Source organism: Collimonas humicola (assembly GCF_018304945.1).
Classification (GTDB): domain Bacteria; phylum Pseudomonadota; class Gammaproteobacteria; order Burkholderiales; family Burkholderiaceae_D; genus Collimonas; species Collimonas humicola.
Genome location: NZ_JAGQEE010000001.1, coordinates 1,839,788 through 1,857,068, shown reverse-complemented (window position 1 = coordinate 1,857,068; position 17,281 = coordinate 1,839,788). Strand labels below are relative to the sequence as shown.

The following is a 17,281-nucleotide window of genomic DNA, read 5'->3' as shown; positions in this document are numbered from 1 at the left end:
ACTTGGTCGTCTTTATCCTTGCTGTTCCTTAAGCTTAGTCTTCCATGGCGGCCGCTGCAACCGTCGCCGCGCTGGCGAATTTGAACAGGTGATCCAGCACGGCATCCGGCTGCTCCGCCATCAGGGCATGGCCGCAAGCTTCCACCTGCACCACCTTGGCCTGCTTGATGGCGCCGATCAGGCCGGCGGCTGCCTTGGCCGGCGTCATGACGTCGCGCTGGCCCAGCAGGAACAGTGTGGGGCAGGAGACTGCCCGTGCCGCCTGTTCGCCGTTGGCGTAGGCATTGCAGGCGGCAAAGTCGGTGTAGAACACGGTCGGTTTGGCGGCCGACTGGCCGGCGATGCGCTGCATCAGGCGCTGGCTGGCGCCCTGCACGTAAAAACCCGGTCCTGGCGCCGATGGCTTGGGCGACATGGTGGAGTGCGACCAGATGTTCACCATGTCGATCGCGCTTTGCTGCGCATTGTTGGCGGCGTCCAGCAAGGCGTCCGCGACTTTCATCGGATAAGCGGTGCCGACCAGCGCAATACCGGCGATGCGGCTGGATTTCTCGGCGCGGCCGGCGCTTTCCAGCGCAATCAGCGAGCCCATGCTGTGGCCGATCAGGACCGCCTTGCCGACGCCGGCGGCATCCAGCAGGCAGGACAGCCAGTCGGATAATTCTTCGATGGTGGCCAGCGCCGGTCCCTGGCTGCGGCCGTGTCCCGGCAAATCCACCGCCAGCACGCCGAAACCGTGATGGGCGAAATAGCGGGTCTGCAGGATCCAGACGGAATGGTCGTTCTGGCCGCCGTGGATAAAGACCGCGGTCGGCAGCGCCGGGTCGAAGGCTTTGCCGCCGGTATAGCAATAGGTTTCGTGTTCGGCGCCGCGGAAATGTGTTTTCAGTAACATCTCATTTATCCTTCCGTTCAGTGCGTTGCGACATCTTCAGGCCGAAGGCCAGGTCTTCGATCAGGTCCTCGGCATTTTCCAGTCCGATCGACAGGCGCAAGGTGCCTTCGCTGATGCCGGCAGCGGCCAGCTGCTCGCTCGGCACCCGGAAATGGGTGGTCGAAGCCGGATGGATCACCAGCGATTTGGCGTCGCCGACATTGGCCAGGTGCGAAAAGATCTTGAGCGATTCCACCATGCGGCGGCCGGCCGCGCGGTCGCCCTTGAGGTTGAACGAGAACACCGCGCCGCAGCCCTTGGGCAGCAGCGTCTTGCTCAGTTCGTGGCCGGGATGCGAAGGCAATTCGGGATAAGCGACCGATTCCACCGCCGCATGCGCGGCCAGGAATTCCACCACCTTGCGTGTATTGGCGACGTGCTTTTCCATGCGCAGTCCCAGCGTTTCTATGCCTTGCAGGATGGCGAAGGCATTGTGCGGACTCATCACGGCGCCGAAGTCGCGCAGGCCCTCGCGCCGCGCGCGCAGCGAAAACGGCGCCACCGTCGACTCTTCCGAAAACACCATGCCGTGGAATCCTTCGTACGGTTCGCACAGTTCGCTGAAACGGCCGGTTTTTTCATAGGCTTGCTGCCAGTCGAAAGTGCCGCCGTCCACCAGCAGGCCGCCGACCGCGGTGCCGTGGCCGCACAGGAACTTGGTGGCCGAGTGGAACACCAGGTCGGCGCCATGGTCGAACGGCCGCAGCAGGTAAGGGGTGGTAAAGGTCGCATCCACCATCAGCGGCAGGTAATGCTCATGCGCCAGCGCGGCGATGCGCGGGATGTCCAGCACGTCCAGCCCCGGATTGCCCAGGGTTTCGCCGAACAGCACCTTGGTGCTGGGCCGGATCGCCGCGCGCCAGGCATCGATATCGCTGGGGTCGACAAAAGTGGTTTCGATGCCGAAGCGCTTCATGGTGTAGGACAGCAGGTTGTGCGAACCTCCATACAGCGCGCGCGACGCCACCACATGCGAACCGGCGCCGGCGATGGTGGCCAGGCCCAGGTGCATGGCGGCCTGGCCGCTGGCCACGGCAATCCCGGCGACGCCGCCTTCCAGCGCCGCGATGCGCTCTTCCAGCACGGCGTTGGTGGGATTGGAAATGCGTGAATAGACGTGGCCGGCGCGTTCCATGTTGAACAGCGAGGCGGCGTGGTCGGAATCCTTGAAAACAAAGGCCGAAGTCAGGTAGATCGGCGTGGCGCGCGCGCCGGTGGCAGGGTCGGGCACGCTGCCGGCATGCAGCGACATGGTGTCGAAGCCGGGATAACGGGGGCTGCTCATGATGTGGGAGGTCTCCTTCTATTTTCGATATATAGGGGCGGATGCTGCGCTGCGCGGTAGATTTTTGCTCTGGCTTACGCTACATTCTGCATACAAGCATAAGGGTAACTCTAAAAACCTACTGCGCGGCGCAATCTCTGGCCTGCGATGCTCACTGTACTAAAGTACGGCTCCGCTTCTCGACCAGACCTTGCATCATGTCAGCGCAGCCGAGGCCGCGGTTTTAAGAGCTGCCCATAACCAAAGTAAAGACTGGATGGCACCATGAAAGTATCTGAGATTCTCAAAGTCAAAGGCAATATCCTTTACACCGTGACGCCGGAAACGCCGCTGATCGAGGCAGTCAACACGATGGCGGAAAAGGATATCGGTTCGCTGGTGGTGATGGAGTTCGGTACGCTGATCGGCATGCTGACTTTCCGCGAGGTGCTCAATGCGATCCACCAGAACGGCGGCGCGGTAGGCAGCAACACGGTGCGCAAGCACATGGACGACAGTCCGATCACCGTGACGCCGGATACCGAAGTCAACGAAGTGCGCCGCATCATGCTGGAGCGCCATGCCCGCTATGTGCCGATCATGGATGCCCGCACCTTGCTGGGCGTGATGTCGTTCTATGACGTGGCGAAAGCCGTGCTGGACGCACAGGGTTTTGAAAACAAGATGCTGAAAGCCTATATCCGCGACTGGCCGGCGGCTAGCGAAGAGTAGGATTGATCCGGTCAATGAAGAGCCGTTTGCGGCAGCAAGATGCCGCAAACGGTTTTTTTTGTTGGTTCCTGGTGCAAAATGGCGGATTGGCGGATTGGCGGATTGGCGGCCAAGCCGAGACCGCGGCAGCAGCCGGTCAAAGCAATGCATTTTTATCGATTTGAAAGAGTTTATTCATGAATAATATCCGTCCGGACGGTTCCGTGATCGATACCCATAGCAAAGTGCTGGGCTATCTGCTGTGGATTTTCGGCTTTACCGGCGCCCACCGTTTTTATTACGGCAAGCCGGTCACCGGCACCATCTGGTTCTTTACGCTGGGCCTGCTGGGTATCGGCTGGCTGATCGACGTTTTCCTGATCCCGGGCATGAATCGCCAGGCCGACCTGCGCTTTACCGCCGGCGCCACTGATTACAGCGTGGCCTGGCTGCTGCTGACCTTCCTCGGTTTTTTCGGCGTGCATCGCATGTACCAGGGCAAGTGGCTCACCGGCATCCTCTATTTGTTTACCGGCGGCCTGTTCCTGCTGGGGGTGCTGTACGATTTCTGGACGTTGAACGAGCAGATATCGATGAAGAATGCGCAGCGCGGGTAGCATCGCGCTTGAATCGTTACCAAGGGATTGACGCGAGGGCGTCAGGGCTGATGCCGCAAGCTGCCGCGGCCGCGGCTTTCAGTCCTGTAAAACAATCAATTATTCACCACTGCCATACTGCGCAGCTTTCTCCCTAGCCTACCTATGTCCAAATCCAGTCAATTTTCCTTGTTGCGCCAGCGCCGGTTCGCGCCGTTCTTCTGGACCCAGTTCTTCGGCGCTTTCAACGATAACGTCTTCAAGACCGCCTTGCTGACGATCCTGACCTACGAGGCGATCAGCTGGACCAGCATGGACGTTAATGTGCTGAACAACCTGATTCCGGGTCTGTTCATCCTGCCCTTCGTAGTGTTTTCAGCGACGGCCGGCCAACTGGCGGACAAGTTCGAAAAATCCGGCCTGGCGCGCTACGTCAAGGTGCTGGAAATTGTCATCATGGCGGTCGCCGCGCTCGGCTGGATGACGCATACCCTGTGGCTGCTGATCCTGGCAGTGGTCGGCATGGGCGTGCATTCCACCATTTTCGGGCCGGTCAAATACGCCTACCTGCCGCAGCAGCTGCGCCCCAACGAGCTGGTGGGCGGCAACGGCATCATCGAAATGGGCACTTTCGTCGGCATCCTGCTGGGCGAAGTGCTGGGCGCGGTGCTGGTGGTCCGCAAGCCTTGGGGCATCGAGCTGGTGGCCGGCGGCACGGTCGCCATCGCAATCCTCGGCTGGCTGTTCAGCCGCCGCATTCCGTTGACCCCGGCCGCCGAGCCGGGGCTGAAGATCAACTGGAACCCGGTCACCGAAACCATGCGCAACCTGAGCTTCTCGCGCAAGAACCGTCCGGTGTTCCTGGCCATGCTGGCCAACTCGTGGTTCTGGTTCTACGGCGCCATCATCCTGGCGCAATTTCCGCTGTATGCGAAAAACTACCTGCATGGCGACCATAGCGTCTTTGTGCTTCTGCTGACGGTATTCTCGCTTGGCGTCGGCGCCGGCTCCCTGCTGTGCGAACGCCTGTCCGGCCACAAGGTGGAAATCGGCCTGGTGCCGTTCGGCGCGATCGGCCTGTCGGTGTTCGGCCTCGACCTGTTCCTGGCCAGCCTGAGCTATACCAACGCCGCCGCGGTGGACATGGGCAGCTTCGTGCAGCAGCACGGCAGCTGGCGCATCTTGTTCGACTGCGTGATGATCGGCCTGTTCGGCGGCTTGTACATCGTGCCGCTGTTCGCCGTGATCCAGACCCGCTGCGACCGCCAGCACCTGTCGCGCACGATCGCCGGCATGAACATCATGAACGCCTTGTTCATGGTCGTGGCGGCGCTGGTGGCGCTGACCTTGCTGAGCATGGGCTTCACCATTCCGCAGATTTTCCTGGTGACGGCGATCCTCAATGCGCTGGTGGCAATCTATATTTTCACCGTGGTGCCGGAATACCTGGTGCGTTTCGTCGCCTGGATCCTGATCCACACCATCCACCGCGTCACAACCTTCAACCGCGACCGCATTCCGGACGAGGGGGCGGCGGTGCTGGTGTGCAACCACGTCAGCTATGTCGATGCGATCGTGATCATGGCGGCCAGCCCGCGGCCGATCCGCTTTGTCATGGACCACCGCATCTTCAAGGTGCCGGTGCTGGCCTGGCTGTTCAAGACCGCCAAGGCGATCCCGATTGCGCCGGCCAAGGAGAATCCTGAATTGATGGAACGCGCTTTCGACCAGATCGCGGCGGCGCTGGCGGACGGCGACCTGGTCTGCATTTTCCCGGAAGGCAAACTGACCAGTACCGGTGAAATGAACGAATTCCGCGGCGGCATCAAGAAAATCGTCGACCGCAGCCCGGTGCCGGTGATCCCGATGGCGCTGCGCGGCCTGTGGGGCAGCATGTGGACCCGCAGCGGCGGCAATCCGTTCCAGCGTTCCTTCAAGCGCGGCCCGCTGTCGGCGCTGCAGCTGGCGGTGGGCGAGGCGGTGGCGGCTGCCCAGGCAACGCCGGAATACCTGCAGCAGCAGGTGCAGGCTTTACGCGGCGAATGGAAATGACCACGCAGACAGAAAAGGAATTAGAGTAATGGCGAAACTGAACAATCTCCTGTTGGATGAGGCCGTAGCGGTGCATGCCGCACGCCGTCGCTTCCTGACCGGCGGCGGCAAGCTGCTGGCCGGAAGCCTTTTACTGAGTACCCTGCCTATGCAAACCACGCTAGCCGCCGCTACTGTAGCTAACCCTGCAGCCGGCCCGGTTCCCCTGATCATCGACACCGATCCCGGCGCCGACGATGTGATCGCCATACTGCTGGCCTTGTCCGCGCGCGATCGCCTGGATGTCAAGGCGCTCACCACGGTGGCCGGCAATGTCCAGCTGCGCTACACCGCGCGCAATGCGCGCATGGTGCGCGAATGGGCCAACCGCCCGGACGTGCCGGTGTATGCCGGCTGCTCGCGGCCGATGCTGCGCGCGCCGATCTATGCCGCCGAGGTGCATGGCGCCGAAGGCGTCACTGGCGTCAAGATCTTTGAACCGAAGCAGCCGCTGGCCAAAGGCTCGGCGGTGCAATACCTGGTCGAGACGCTGCTGGCGGCGGCGCCGGCGAGCCTGACGATCGTGACCCTGGGCCCGCAAACCAACCTGGCCATGGCGCTGATCGAACATCCCGAGATCCGCCAGGGCATCAAGGAAATCATCATGATGGGCGGCGCCCATTTCAACGGCGGCAATATCACGCCGGCGGCGGAATTCAACGTGTTCGCCGATCCGCATGCAGCCGACGTGGTGTTCAAGAGCGGCCTGCCGCTTACTGTCATTCCGCTCGACGTTACGCACAAGATGCTGACCAGTCCGGAACGCATAGACCGGCTGCGCAAGATCGGCAACAACGCCGGCAAGATCGCCGCCGACATCCTCGACGCCTATGTCGAATATGACATCAAGCAATACGGCTTGCCGGGCGGGCCGGTGCATGACGCCACCACCATCGGCTACCTGCTCAAGCCGGACATGTTCAAGGGCCGCATGGTCAATGTTGAAGTCGATACCCGCGAAGGGCCGACCTTCGGCGCCACCGTGGTCGATTACTACCGCGCGACCAAGAAGCCGGAGAATGCGCGCTGGATCACCGAAGGCGATACCCAGGGATTTTTCGACCTGCTGACTGCGCAGCTGGCAAAATTGCCGTAGATGGGCAGCGGTGTCCTCCCGCGATCAAGGTGTTGAAAAGATAATGATTTTGCCGGCCGGGTAGCCCCTGAGGGGTGGCGCTGGTAAAATCATGCTTTTCAGCCCCTTTTTCTCTGGATTATCATGCCCGGCAATACCTTCGGCAGTCTGTTTAGCGTCACCAACTTCGGCGAATCCCACGGCCCGGCCATCGGCTGCGTGGTCGATGGCTGCCCGCCGGGCATGGAATTGTCGGAAGCCGATATCCAGCCCGATCTGGACCGCCGCAAGCCAGGCACCTCGCGCCACGTTACCCAGCGCCAGGAGCCGGACACCGTCGAGATCCTGTCCGGCGTCTACGAAGGCAAGACCACCGGCACCCCGATCATGCTGCTGATCCGCAACCAGGACCAGCGCAGCAAGGATTACGGCAATATCATCGATACCTTCCGTCCCGGCCATGCCGACTTTACCTACTGGCAGAAATACGGCATCCGCGATCCGCGCGGCGGTGGCCGCTCTTCGGCGCGCCTGACGGCGCCGGCGGTGGCGGCGGCGGCGATCGCCAAGAAGTGGCTGAAGCAGCAGTACGGCACCACTTTCAAGGGTTGCATGAGCCAGCTGGGCGAGCTGCCGATCGCTTTCGAATCCTGGGAGCATGTGCCAGACAATCCGTTTTTTGCCGCCAATGCCAGCCAGATCGCGCAGCTGGAAGCATATATGGATGCCTTGCGTAAAGACGGCGATTCCTGCGGCGCCCGCATCGATGTAGTGGCGTCCAATGTGCCGGTCGGCCTGGGCGAGCCGCTGTACGACAAGCTGGACGCCGAAATCGGCTATGCCATGATGGGCATCAACGCCGTCAAAGGAGTGGAAATCGGCGCCGGCTTTGCCTGCGTGGCGCAAAAGGGTTCGCAGCACGGCGATGAAATCACCCGCCACGGCTTCCTCACCAACAACGCCGGCGGCATCCTGGGCGGCATTTCCAGCGGCCAGGACATCACCGTGTCGATCGCCATCAAGCCGACTTCCAGCATCCGCACGCCCAAGCAATCGATTGACAAGCAGGGCAATCCGGCCACGGTCGAGACTTTCGGCCGCCACGATCCTTGCGTCGGCATCCGCGCCACGCCGATTGCCGAAGCCATGCTGGCGCTGGTCTTGATGGACCACGCCTTGCGCCATCGCGCCCAGTGCGGCGATGTACAGGTCGAGCGGCTGGTCGATCCGCAGTAATTTCTTCAGTAATTGCTTCCCGCGCCACCGTGATCCGGTGGCGTTTTTCCTTTCGCTTCCGCTGTTGATAATCGCCCGCCGGCGCCTGCGGTGCGCCGTTTGCCGCAGGCGCCAGTGGCGTCCGGGCATCAGCCCGTCATCGATTTTGCAATCCCGCTGGCTAATCTTCGGCAGCTGGCGTAGGTTTACGTTACGCTTGTTTAAATTGTGCTTCGTATAAAATGAAGATGCATGCCAGGCATGCCTGAAACCGACCCATCCGGAGAGAGAAGGGGACATCATGATCGATACACTTTCCAGTGCCGCCCTTGCTGGCGGCCTGTCCTGGGCCAGCGGCATCCGCCTCTACATGGCGCTCTTCATCGCCGGCTGGTTCGGCCGCGCCGGCTGGATCGATTTGCCGCAGGCGCTGCAGGTGCTGGAATCGCCCTGGGTGATCGGCGTGACCGGCCTGCTGACCGCAATCGAGTTTCTGGTGGACAAAATTCCCGGCCTGGATTCGGTCTGGGACGCCATCCATACCTTCATCCGGATTCCGGCCGGCGCGATCCTGGCGGTGGCGGCCATGGGCCACATGGATCCGGCCTGGACCACGGTGGCGGCGCTGGTGGGCGGCACTTTCGCCCTGGGCGCGCATGCCACCAAGGCCGGCAGTCGCGCCATGATCAATACCTCGCCGGAGCCGCTGAGCAACTGGACCGCCTCGTTTTCCGAGGATGCGACGGTGCTGGGCGGCCTGTGGGCGGCGTTTTTCCATCCCTGGCTGCTGTTTGCCTTCCTGTTCCTGTTTTTTCTGTTTGCGATCTGGCTGGTGCCTAAGCTGTGGCGCGGTATCCGCTGGGTCTTCCAAAGGCTTGCCACATGATTTTTTTGCAGTCCTTACGCATGACCCAGCGCGACTGGCGCGCCGGCGAATTACGCTTCTTGTTGATAGCCCTGATTGTTGCAGTTGCCTCATTGTCCGCGGTCGGCTTCTTTGTCGACCGCATGCGTGCCGGCCTCAGCCGCGATGCGCACCAGCTGCTGGGAGCGGACCTGCTGATTTCCGCTGACCAGCGCATCAATCCCGCCTGGCGCAGCGAAGCCGAGCGCCGTCACCTGACCCTGGCCGATACCGTGGTTTTTCCTAGCATGGCGCTGGCCGGCGAGGGCGACAGCGCACGCTCGCAGCTCGCTTCGCTCAAGGCTGTCAGCGCTGGATATCCTTTGCGCGGTAGCTTGGTGGTGGCCGATGCTTCCGGCGCCGCCGGTCAGGCCACGCGCCTGACGCCGGCCGCCGGCACGGTCTGGCTGGACGCCAACATGCTGACGGCCTTAAACCTGAAGGTCGGCGATCCGCTCAAGCTGGGCGACCGCAGCTTCACCATCGGCAAGGTGCTGGTGGTTGAACCCGACCGCGGCAGCGGCTTCATCAATTTTGCGCCGCGCGTGATGCTGTCCATGGCCGACCTGGCCTCGACCAACCTGATTCAGGACGGCTCGCGCGTCACCTATCGTTTGCTGCTGGCTGGAACCGGACCGCAGGTGCAGGATTTCCAGAAGTGGGTGGAAAGCGATATCAGCCGCGAGAACATCAAGGGCGTGCGCATCGAAGGCCTGGAAAACGGCCGCCCGGAAATGCGCGCCACGCTCGACCGCGGCGAGCAGTTCCTGTCGCTGGTGGGCTTGCTGTCGGCGCTGCTGGCAGCGGTGGCGGTGGCGATGGCGGCGCGCCGCTTCATGCTGCGCCATCTGGATGCCTGCGCCATGCTGCGCTGTCTGGGCATGACCCAGAACCAGGTGACCCAATTGTATCTGCTGGAATTCCTGCTAATCGGCCTGGCCGGCAGCGTGATCGGCGTGCTGCTGGGCTTCGGCGCCCATTTCATGCTGCTCGAACTGCTCGGCAAGTTCATCTCCAGCGACTTGCCGAACGCCAGCGCGATCCCGGCAGTGCAAGGCCTGGTCACCGGCCTGCTGCTGCTGATCGGCTTCGCCTTGCCGCCGATCCTGCAACTGCGCAATGTGCCGCACAACCGCGTGATCCGGCGCGAGCAGGACGCGCCGCAGGCGCTGGTGCTGGCCACCTACGGCCTCGGTACGCTGACCTTTATCGGCTTGCTGCTGTGGCAGGCCGGCGATCTCAAGCTGGGCTTGCTGACCGCGCTCGGCTTCCTCGGCGGCTTCGGCCTGTTCGCCTTGCTCGGCTGGCTGGCGCTCAAGGGCTCGCGCCATGTCCGCGGGCTGTCGCGCCATCCCAGCTGGCGCTTCGCGCTGACTGCGCTGCAGCGCCGGCCGGCGGCGACCGTGGTGCAGATCGTCGCCTTGTCGCTGGGTTTGATGGCGCTGCTGCTGCTGACGGTGATCCGCGGCGACCTGATCGGCGCCTGGCAGCAGGCCACGCCGGCCGATGCACCTAACCGCTTTGTGATCAATATCCAGGACGACCAGCGCGCCGAGATCGGCCAGCGCCTGCAGGGAATCGGTATCGCGCGGCCGGAACTGTTTCCGATGATCCGCGGCCGCCTGACCCAGGTCAACGGCAGGCCGATCACCGCCGATACCTATCCTGACGACAAAGCCAAGCGCCTGGTCGACCGCGAATTCAACCTGTCTACCATGCAGCAAGTGCCGCCGCAGAACATGGTCACGGCCGGCCAATGGTTCGACGACAGCCAGCCCGCCGCGTCGGTCGAGGAAGGGTTGGCCAAGACCCTCAAGCTGAAGCTGGGCGACCGGCTGCAGTTCGATATCGCCGGCCAGCTGGTGAGCGCGCCGGTGACCAGCATCCGCAAGCTGGAATGGGGTTCGATGCGGGTCAATTTCTTCGTCATCCTCAATCCCCGGCTGATGCATGACATGCCGCAAACCTGGATCACCGCCTTCAACCTGGCCGATGCGCATGCCGGCTTCGGCAACCAGCTGACGCGCGATTTCCCGAACCTGACGGTGGTCGATATCGGCAGCGTCATCAGGCAGATCCAGGGCGTGATCAACCAGGTGGTGGCAGCGGTCGAATTCCTGTTCCTGTTCACGCTGGCGTCCGGCGCGCTGGTGCTGTATGCGGCGCTGGTCGGCTCGCAGGATGAGCGCACCCGCGAAGCCGGCCTGTTGCGTGCGCTCGGCGCCACCCGTAAGCAGTTGTCACAGTCGCAATGGATAGAATTCGCCCTGATCGGCAGCCTGGCCGGCTTCCTGGCAGCCAGCGGCGCCGCCGCCATCGGCTGGGCGCTGGCGCAGTATGTGTTCAGCTTCACCTGGACCTTCAGCCCGCTGGTATGGCTGGCGGGGATGGCGATCGGCGCCGGCTGCACCTTTGCCGGCGGCTGGGTGGGTTTGCGCCATGTGCTGCGCCAGCCGCCGCTGCAGACGCTGCGCGAGGCCTGAAGCGGCACTGCATCTGCTTATTTCGAGGATAATGGCGGCTTACGCTATCATTATCCGCCATGACTACAGACACCACTGCCACCACCCAAGCGCCTGAGGAGCAATCCCAGGCCAGCATCTACGACCTGATCGGCGGCGCCGGCAAGCTGCGCGAGCTGGTCGACCGCTTTTACGACCTGATGGACCTGGAGCCGCAATTCGCCGTGATCCGGGCCTTGCATCCGACCACCCTCGACGGCTCGCGCGACAAGTTCTACTGGTTCCTGTCCGGCTGGAGCGGCGGCCCCGATCTGTACATAGAACAATTCGGCCATCCGCGCCTGCGCGCCCGCCACCTGCCTTACGCCATTGCCTCGCCCGAGCGTGACCAGTGGCTGCGCTGCATGGCGCTGGCGATGCAGGATGTCGGCATGGATGAATGGCTGCAGGAACGCCTGCTGACATCCTTCTTCCAGACCGCCGACTGGATGCGCAATAAACCAGATACTCCCCAATAACTGCTCGTTATCGAATAGCCTACATGCCCTCATCAGAATTACTCGTCCTACTTGCGGTTGCCGCCGTCATCATCGTGCTGCAGATCGTCGCCATCCTGCGCAGCGCGCGCGGCGCCGATCCGGCGCAGCAGCTGGCGCAGCTGCAGAACGATCTGCAACGCCATCAGCAAGATCAGCAAGATCGCGGCGAACGCCAGCAGCGCGACCTGCGCGGTGAAGTGCAGGGCAGCGCGCAAAACATGCGGCAGGAAATCGGCAACAACTTCGGCCAGCTGCAGCAAACGCTGGCGGCGCAGATGACCAGCGTCGCCACTTTGCAGAACAACCAGATCGACACCTTCGCACAGCAGCTGGTCAAGCTCACCGAGACCAACGCCCAGCAGCTCGACGGCATGCGGCTGGCGATGAACCAGCAGGCCCAGACCAGCCGCGAAGAGCAGGCGCAGTCGCTCAAGCGCTTCGGCGACACCCTCAACCAGACGCTGGCGGCGCTGACCGAATCGAATGCGCAGCGCATGGCCGAAGTGCGCACCACGCTGGAAGCCAGGATCAAGGACCTGCAAACCGACAATGGCTTGCGGCTGGAAGAAATGCGCAAGACCGTCGATGAGAAATTGCATGCGACGCTGGAACAGCGCCTGGGCGAATCGTTCAAGATCGTCTCCGACCGCCTGGAAAAAGTGCACCAGGGCCTGGGTGAAATGCAGCAGCTGGCGATCGGCGTCGGCGATCTCAAGCGCGTGCTGACCAATGTCAAGACGCGCGGCACCTGGGGCGAAGTGCAGCTGGAAATGCTGCTGGAACAGGTGCTGACGCCGGAGCAGTACGCCAAGAACGTGGAAACAGTTCCCGGCAGCGGCGAGCGGGTCGAGTTCGCCATCAAGCTGCCGGGCAATGACGACGGCGGCACGCCGGTATGGATGCCGATCGACGCTAAATTCCCGAAGGAACAGTATGAACGACTGGCGGATGCCGCCGACCGCGCCGATGCCGAAGGCGTTGCGCTGGCTTCGCGGGAACTGGAGCGGGCAGTGCGCCTTGAGGCCAAGACCATCGCCGAGAAATACCTGTCGCCGCCGCTGACCACCGATTTCGCCATCCTGTTCCTGCCGACCGAAGGCCTGTATGCCGAGGTCATGCGCCGCCCGGGCCTGGCCGACGAGTTGCAGCGCCTGCACCGCATCAGCATCGCCGGACCGTCTACCTTGTCGGCGCTGCTGAACAGCCTGCAGATGGGCTTCCGCACGCTGGCGCTGGAAAAGCGATCGTCGGAAGTGTGGCAAGTGCTGGGCGCAGTCAAGACAGAATTCGGCAAGTTCGGCGATGTGCTGGCCGCCACCAAGCTGACGCTGGAACGCGCCGCCAAGAACATCGACCAGGCCGAAGTGCGCAGCCGCCAGATGGCGCGCAAGCTGAAATCGGTAGAGGCTTTGCCGAGCGAAGCGGCGCAGCGGTTGCTGGGGAAAGAGCCGGATCTGTTAGGCGAGGATGAAAGCTGAAGCCTGTGTCGGGGCTGGCCGTGACGGGCTGGCTTTGTAACAAGCTGTTTCAATTAATCATTAGTAAAGCTTGTCTCTCAATTAATCGCCACGGGTATAATTGCCGAGGAAAAATATATTGAGAGTTGTGGAATGGATGAGCTTGACAAGCGGGTGTTTCCATTACCGCTGACGCCGACGCCTAAAAAGGACAGGCGATTCTCGTTGAGGCCCGTCATAGGGAAGTCTTTGGTCGCGACTATCGTGATCGTTGCCGCCATCTCCGGGATTGCCGCTTTAACGACTGGCGCGGATTTTTGGCGACACATTCATTCAGCCGACAATCTCAGCGATTCTGACCGGCAGGCCCGCAGCCAGGCATTTGCCACGCTGTCGTCTATGCGGCTGTTGTTGGTAAGTGATCACGATAGCGCGATCGCATTAGATGGCATGCAGCTTTCTCCCTCGGCCAAAGAAGCTCTGGCAAAGGATCTGCTGCCGCCTGAAACGGAGCCGGCAGCTGCCCCTGTTCCGCAGCAAGCGCCTCAGCACAGCGCTGCTGTTGCAGTCCAGCCTGCCTTGAAACCAACTAAATCAGCACCCGTTCAACTCGCCTGGATCACTCTTTGGGACACCGATGTAGAGGACGGCGACGTGGTGCGCATCGATAGCCGCGGCTACTCGCGCACAGTTACATTGACGACCAAGCCGCAGACCTTTGCGGTGCCCGTTCCGGTCGACGGCGTGATCCAGGTGACCGGTGTGCTGGATGGAGAGGGCGGCGGCATTACAGTCGGCCTGGGCTCGGGTGCTGCGCAGGCTGTATTTCCAGTCATGAGCGTTGGCCAGACCCTGGGCTTGAAAGTGAAGGTCGATTGATGCGCTGGCTATTGACGACCGCGAACAAATGGATGCCCGTTGCCTTTTTGCTGATGGCGGGGATTGCGATTGCCCAGTTCTGGTCGCAGCACGGCCCAAATGGCAGCGACATGGGCACTTATTTCCACAACGTGGCTGTTTTTTTGCATGCGTATGGATGGATTACCCTCGGTTTGGCGATACTTGCCTGGGCGATTGCATTCTTAGGTTATTTTTATGAGCGGGAACGCTCGAGTGGCGGCAAACTTGAAGGAAGAGGCTGGATGATGGACATACTGGACCGCTTGAGTAATCGTCGTATTCTCGAAGAAAAATTGGCGAGTGAACCATCTGCGATCTTCATTGATGCTGAACAGCTGGCGCAAGAACTCAAGAGTAAAGTGATCGGCCAAGATACGGTGTGCGACGACATGGCAGCGCAGATCCGGCGCCGGCTTGCGCTCAAGCAGCGCGGCAAGCCGGTTGGCGTCTTCATGCTGGCGGGGCCGCCGGGAACCGGCAAGACTTATCTGGCTAAATGCCTCAGCGTTCAATTGCAGCGCAAATTGCTGCATTTCGATATGACGCAGTTTTCCAGCGGCGGCCACGGTGCCAGCCAGTTGTTCGGGTCGTCCAAAGGCTATGTCGGATCGGATACCTACGGCAAGCTGACGGCGGGATTGCGCGATGCTCCAGAGGCAGTCGTATTGCTGGACGAGATCGAAAAGGCCCATCCCGATATCCACAAAAATTTTCTGACCGCATGGAATGACGGCTTCGTGACAGAGGCGTCGGATGGCAAGCAGATTTCCACGACCAATGCCATTTTCATCATGACAACCAATGCGGCGACTGACGCCATGCAAGCACTAAGCGTGACCTACGCAAACAATCCGGATGAACTGCGCCGAAGCTCGACCAATGTGCTGAAGGAAGCGGGATTTGCCACGGAAGTGCTGAATCGGATTGACCGCATCTTTAATTTCAAGGCGCTTTCAGGTTTGGACATCGCGCGTGTGACAGCACTGGAAATCGAAGCGATGATCAAGAATTATGAGCTGGACGTAAGCACCGGCGGCATCGATCCCGACGTGCTGATAGATATGATGCGTCGCCACGACAGACTTGGGAAAGGCGCTTCTTCGCGCGATCTGGCGCGATCCATCGAAGAATCGATTTCAGATTCGCTGATCGATGCGAAACAGAAGGGCTACACAAAGGTATCGCTTTATACCGATGGAGATACCGTGATCGCGAAGCCGGAAAAATGAAGGCCGCATCGTCGTCCGGCATGTGGGCTACGTTCAGAACGCTGTGGTTGAGGGCGCCGCTGTGGCGGCTCGCCGTCATGTCAGCACTGCTGCTGACAATGCTGTTTGTGCTCTATCCGCCACAACCTCTGGATGGAAAGCAGAAGCCCGCTAATACGGTAAAAAATACGGCTGACTATCTTTCACAGAAAACGGTGTTGCCGGTATTGCCTTTACCTAAGACACCGGTAGTAGCCGCAAAAAATCAGGCAGGTCCGGCCACGCCAGTAACCGGTAGTGCAGTGGCAGCACATTCCAAACCGGCAGTCGATGTTGCCGCGGCCGCTGCGATGCCAAAGACGGCAAGTGTGTCGATGGTGACTACCGACGCCAAGTCGGATGGCAGCAGCGGCATCAACAATGCAACCATGGGACGTCTCTACAGCGGATCGATTCAGATTGATGGATTCAAGCTTCCGCTTCCCCCAGGTAATTGGGTTCGACTTGCGGCTATTGGCATAAAAGTGCCTACCGCAACGGGAAACGGATTTTTCTTTGGGAAAATAGAAAATAAGCGCCTAGTCGCTGCTCTCAGCGGATATGTGTTGAAGAGCAAAGATAATCCTGGAGCAGGATTTAATGAAGCGAAGTCGTGCACGAAAGCCGACCCCACTCGAAATTTCGTCTCAATTGAAGAGGTGATCCCATTTGATAATGAAGCTTGCTGGCTCATTCATAGTTACTTTACGCCGCCATGGCAGCAGTGGGCAGATCGATCCATCAATATCAGTGTTATCGACCGCGCTGCTGCGGGGGACCTTACCGCTAAAGGCGTAACTTACCCGCAAGACTTGGTTGACGTTCATTTCATCCGGTTTGCAAAATGGGGCGGCATGGAGGTGCACTATCTGTTTAGCCCTGAGGCCGAAGGCATTTCTTCCAATACAGTGATGTCGTATGCCGACATGGATTGGCGTGGGAACAATATCGGTCGCTATCCGGAAAAAGTCGCCTATGTCGATAAGCTCAAGGCATGGGGAGAGATGTTTTGGCCGAAATTCAAAGCCGGCTTTGCGGAAGCTGAACCGGCTGCTGACTTGAAGTGAGATTCAGGCCGGCATCGCAAACGGCGGCTTGCCGGCCTGCTGCACCACTTCCACCTCAATCCCGAGACAAGTCCTGACGATATCCGGCGTCATGCTCAGCGCCGGGGTGTCCTGCACCAGCAAGGCGCCGTCCGCCAGCCAGGCTAGCTGGTCGGCATAGCGCGCCGCCAGGTTGGGGTCATGCATGATCGCCAGCACGCCGATATGCCATTCCTTGGCCAGTTGCCGCAAGGTGCGCAGCAGATGATGCTGGTGCGCCAGATCCAGCGCGGCGGTTGGTTCATCCAGCAACAGGTAACGTGCCGCCGGCAGGGTTTCCTGTTCGCTAGCGGCCGGCCGCAGCTGCGCCAGCACGCGAGCGAACTGTACCCGCGCCAGTTCGCCGCCGGAAAGAGTGGTGACATCGCGGTCCGCCAGGGCGGCGGCGCCGGCCAGCGCCAGGGCTTCCATCGCAATCAGGCGATCATTCGCACCGCCGCCATGCGGATAGCGGCCCAGCAAGGCGATTTCCATCGCTGTGAAGGGGAAGGAAAACTGCACGCTTTGCGGCAGCACCGCCCGGATCTGTGCCAGCTGGTGCGAGTTCATTTGATCGAGGGCGATATGGTTGATCGATATATGCCCGCTCAAGCGGGCATTGCCGCTTTGCAGCCCGCCGTGGAATTCTCCCGACATGGCTTTCAGCAGGCTGCTTTTGCCGGCGCCGTTACGGCCCAGCAAAGCTACGATCTGACCCGGCTGGATGTGCAGGTCCAGATTGCGCAGGATGGTTTTGTCGCCGCGCTGCAGAGAAAGATTGATTGCCGCTAGCATGATGGT

General features: G+C 61.1%; 16 protein-coding genes. 13 read left to right on the top strand and 3 right to left on the bottom strand.

Features of this window, described 5'->3' with window-relative positions; genetic code table 11:
* Window positions 1–34 precede the first annotated feature (34 nt).
* Window positions 35–895: an alpha/beta fold hydrolase gene (locus KHU30_RS08400; protein ID WP_211442076.1), complete on the bottom strand. Its 861-nt coding sequence runs from the start codon at window positions 893–895 to the stop codon at window positions 35–37.
* A gap of 1 nt (window position 896) precedes the next feature.
* The gene (locus tag KHU30_RS08395) at window positions 897–2,219 is read right to left on the bottom strand and encodes an O-acetylhomoserine aminocarboxypropyltransferase (RefSeq protein ID WP_211442075.1); all 1,323 of its coding nucleotides are present in this window, start codon (window positions 2,217–2,219) and stop codon (window positions 897–899) included.
* A gap of 264 nt (window positions 2,220–2,483) precedes the next feature.
* Here KHU30_RS08395 and KHU30_RS08390 point away from each other — a divergent pair, with 264 nt between their 5' ends.
* The 13 genes from KHU30_RS08390 to KHU30_RS08330 all read left to right on the top strand — a co-directional run bounded on the left by KHU30_RS08390 (window position 2,484) and on the right by KHU30_RS08330 (window position 16,462).
* Window positions 2,484–2,930 carry a CBS domain-containing protein gene (locus KHU30_RS08390; RefSeq protein ID WP_211442074.1) on the top strand — a complete coding sequence of 149 codons (447 nt, stop codon included), beginning with the start codon at window positions 2,484–2,486 and terminating at the stop codon, window positions 2,928–2,930.
* 14 nt (window positions 2,931–2,944) lie between these two features.
* Complete coding sequence (locus KHU30_RS08385) at window positions 2,945–3,094, top strand: hypothetical protein (RefSeq protein ID WP_211442073.1); 150 nt, start codon at window positions 2,945–2,947, stop codon at window positions 3,092–3,094.
* A 12-nt stretch (window positions 3,095–3,106) separates the two neighbouring features.
* Window positions 3,107–3,526, top strand: a complete 420-nt coding sequence (locus KHU30_RS08380) for an NINE protein (RefSeq protein ID WP_211442072.1) — start codon at window positions 3,107–3,109, stop codon at window positions 3,524–3,526.
* Window positions 3,527–3,670: 144 nt separating this feature from the next.
* The gene (locus KHU30_RS08375; protein WP_211442071.1) at window positions 3,671–5,557 is read left to right on the top strand and encodes an MFS transporter; all 1,887 of its coding nucleotides are present in this window, start codon (window positions 3,671–3,673) and stop codon (window positions 5,555–5,557) included.
* Between the two features lie 28 nt (window positions 5,558–5,585).
* On the top strand, window positions 5,586–6,692 hold the full coding sequence (locus tag KHU30_RS08370) for a nucleoside hydrolase (protein WP_211442070.1): 1,107 nt from the start codon (window positions 5,586–5,588) through the stop codon (window positions 6,690–6,692).
* A 123-nt stretch (window positions 6,693–6,815) separates the two neighbouring features.
* On the top strand, window positions 6,816–7,907 hold the full coding sequence (gene aroC, locus KHU30_RS08365) for a chorismate synthase (protein WP_211442069.1): 1,092 nt from the start codon (window positions 6,816–6,818) through the stop codon (window positions 7,905–7,907).
* 280 nt (window positions 7,908–8,187) lie between these two features.
* A complete protein-coding gene (locus KHU30_RS08360; RefSeq protein ID WP_211442068.1) occupies window positions 8,188–8,772 on the top strand; it encodes a DUF4126 domain-containing protein in 585 nt (194 codons plus the stop codon).
* A complete protein-coding gene (locus KHU30_RS08355) occupies window positions 8,769–11,273 on the top strand; it encodes an ABC transporter permease (RefSeq protein ID WP_230427236.1) in 2,505 nt (834 codons plus the stop codon). The genes KHU30_RS08360 and KHU30_RS08355 overlap by 4 nt, the downstream gene beginning before the upstream one ends.
* A gap of 59 nt (window positions 11,274–11,332) precedes the next feature.
* Window positions 11,333–11,770 (top strand): group II truncated hemoglobin, encoded by a 438-nt coding sequence (locus KHU30_RS08350; protein WP_098496208.1) that lies wholly within the window; start codon window positions 11,333–11,335, stop codon window positions 11,768–11,770.
* Between the two features lie 23 nt (window positions 11,771–11,793).
* Window positions 11,794–13,269, top strand: coding sequence for a DNA recombination protein RmuC (locus KHU30_RS08345; protein ID WP_211442067.1), 1,476 nt, complete (start codon window positions 11,794–11,796; stop codon window positions 13,267–13,269).
* A gap of 132 nt (window positions 13,270–13,401) precedes the next feature.
* On the top strand, window positions 13,402–14,127 hold the full coding sequence (locus tag KHU30_RS08340) for a hypothetical protein (protein ID WP_211442066.1): 726 nt from the start codon (window positions 13,402–13,404) through the stop codon (window positions 14,125–14,127).
* Entirely contained in the window at window positions 14,127–15,377 is a 1,251-nt protein-coding gene (locus KHU30_RS08335) for an AAA family ATPase (RefSeq protein ID WP_211442065.1), read from the top strand. The genes KHU30_RS08340 and KHU30_RS08335 overlap by 1 nt, the downstream gene beginning before the upstream one ends.
* The gene (locus KHU30_RS08330) at window positions 15,374–16,462 is read left to right on the top strand and encodes a hypothetical protein (protein ID WP_211442064.1); all 1,089 of its coding nucleotides are present in this window, start codon (window positions 15,374–15,376) and stop codon (window positions 16,460–16,462) included. The genes KHU30_RS08335 and KHU30_RS08330 overlap by 4 nt, the downstream gene beginning before the upstream one ends.
* A 3-nt stretch (window positions 16,463–16,465) precedes the next feature.
* Here the strand turns inward: KHU30_RS08330 and KHU30_RS08325 are convergent, their stop codons facing one another.
* Window positions 16,466–17,275 (bottom strand): ATP-binding cassette domain-containing protein, encoded by an 810-nt coding sequence (locus KHU30_RS08325; RefSeq protein WP_211442063.1) that lies wholly within the window; start codon window positions 17,273–17,275, stop codon window positions 16,466–16,468.
* Window positions 17,276–17,281: the final 6 nt, after the last annotated feature.

Bases quoted from the DNA above. Each gene is read 5' to 3' on its own strand.
- KHU30_RS08400 (WP_211442076.1), bottom strand. From the start codon at position 895: ATGTTACTGAAAACACATTTCCGCGGCGCCGAACACGAAACCTATTGC.
- KHU30_RS08395 (WP_211442075.1), bottom strand. From the start codon at position 2,219: ATGAGCAGCCCCCGTTATCCCGGCTTCGACACCATGTCGCTGCATGCC.
- KHU30_RS08390 (WP_211442074.1), top strand. From the start codon at position 2,484: ATGAAAGTATCTGAGATTCTCAAAGTCAAAGGCAATATCCTTTACACC.
- KHU30_RS08385 (WP_211442073.1), top strand. From the start codon at position 2,945: ATGAAGAGCCGTTTGCGGCAGCAAGATGCCGCAAACGGTTTTTTTTGT.
- KHU30_RS08380 (WP_211442072.1), top strand. From the start codon at position 3,107: ATGAATAATATCCGTCCGGACGGTTCCGTGATCGATACCCATAGCAAA.
- KHU30_RS08375 (WP_211442071.1), top strand. From the start codon at position 3,671: ATGTCCAAATCCAGTCAATTTTCCTTGTTGCGCCAGCGCCGGTTCGCG.
- KHU30_RS08370 (WP_211442070.1), top strand. From the start codon at position 5,586: ATGGCGAAACTGAACAATCTCCTGTTGGATGAGGCCGTAGCGGTGCAT.
- aroC (WP_211442069.1), top strand. From the start codon at position 6,816: ATGCCCGGCAATACCTTCGGCAGTCTGTTTAGCGTCACCAACTTCGGC.
- KHU30_RS08360 (WP_211442068.1), top strand. From the start codon at position 8,188: ATGATCGATACACTTTCCAGTGCCGCCCTTGCTGGCGGCCTGTCCTGG.
- KHU30_RS08355 (WP_230427236.1), top strand. From the start codon at position 8,769: ATGATTTTTTTGCAGTCCTTACGCATGACCCAGCGCGACTGGCGCGCC.
- KHU30_RS08350 (WP_098496208.1), top strand. From the start codon at position 11,333: ATGACTACAGACACCACTGCCACCACCCAAGCGCCTGAGGAGCAATCC.
- KHU30_RS08345 (WP_211442067.1), top strand. From the start codon at position 11,794: ATGCCCTCATCAGAATTACTCGTCCTACTTGCGGTTGCCGCCGTCATC.
- KHU30_RS08340 (WP_211442066.1), top strand. From the start codon at position 13,402: ATGGATGAGCTTGACAAGCGGGTGTTTCCATTACCGCTGACGCCGACG.
- KHU30_RS08335 (WP_211442065.1), top strand. From the start codon at position 14,127: ATGCGCTGGCTATTGACGACCGCGAACAAATGGATGCCCGTTGCCTTT.
- KHU30_RS08330 (WP_211442064.1), top strand. From the start codon at position 15,374: ATGAAGGCCGCATCGTCGTCCGGCATGTGGGCTACGTTCAGAACGCTG.
- KHU30_RS08325 (WP_211442063.1), bottom strand. From the start codon at position 17,275: ATGCTAGCGGCAATCAATCTTTCTCTGCAGCGCGGCGACAAAACCATC.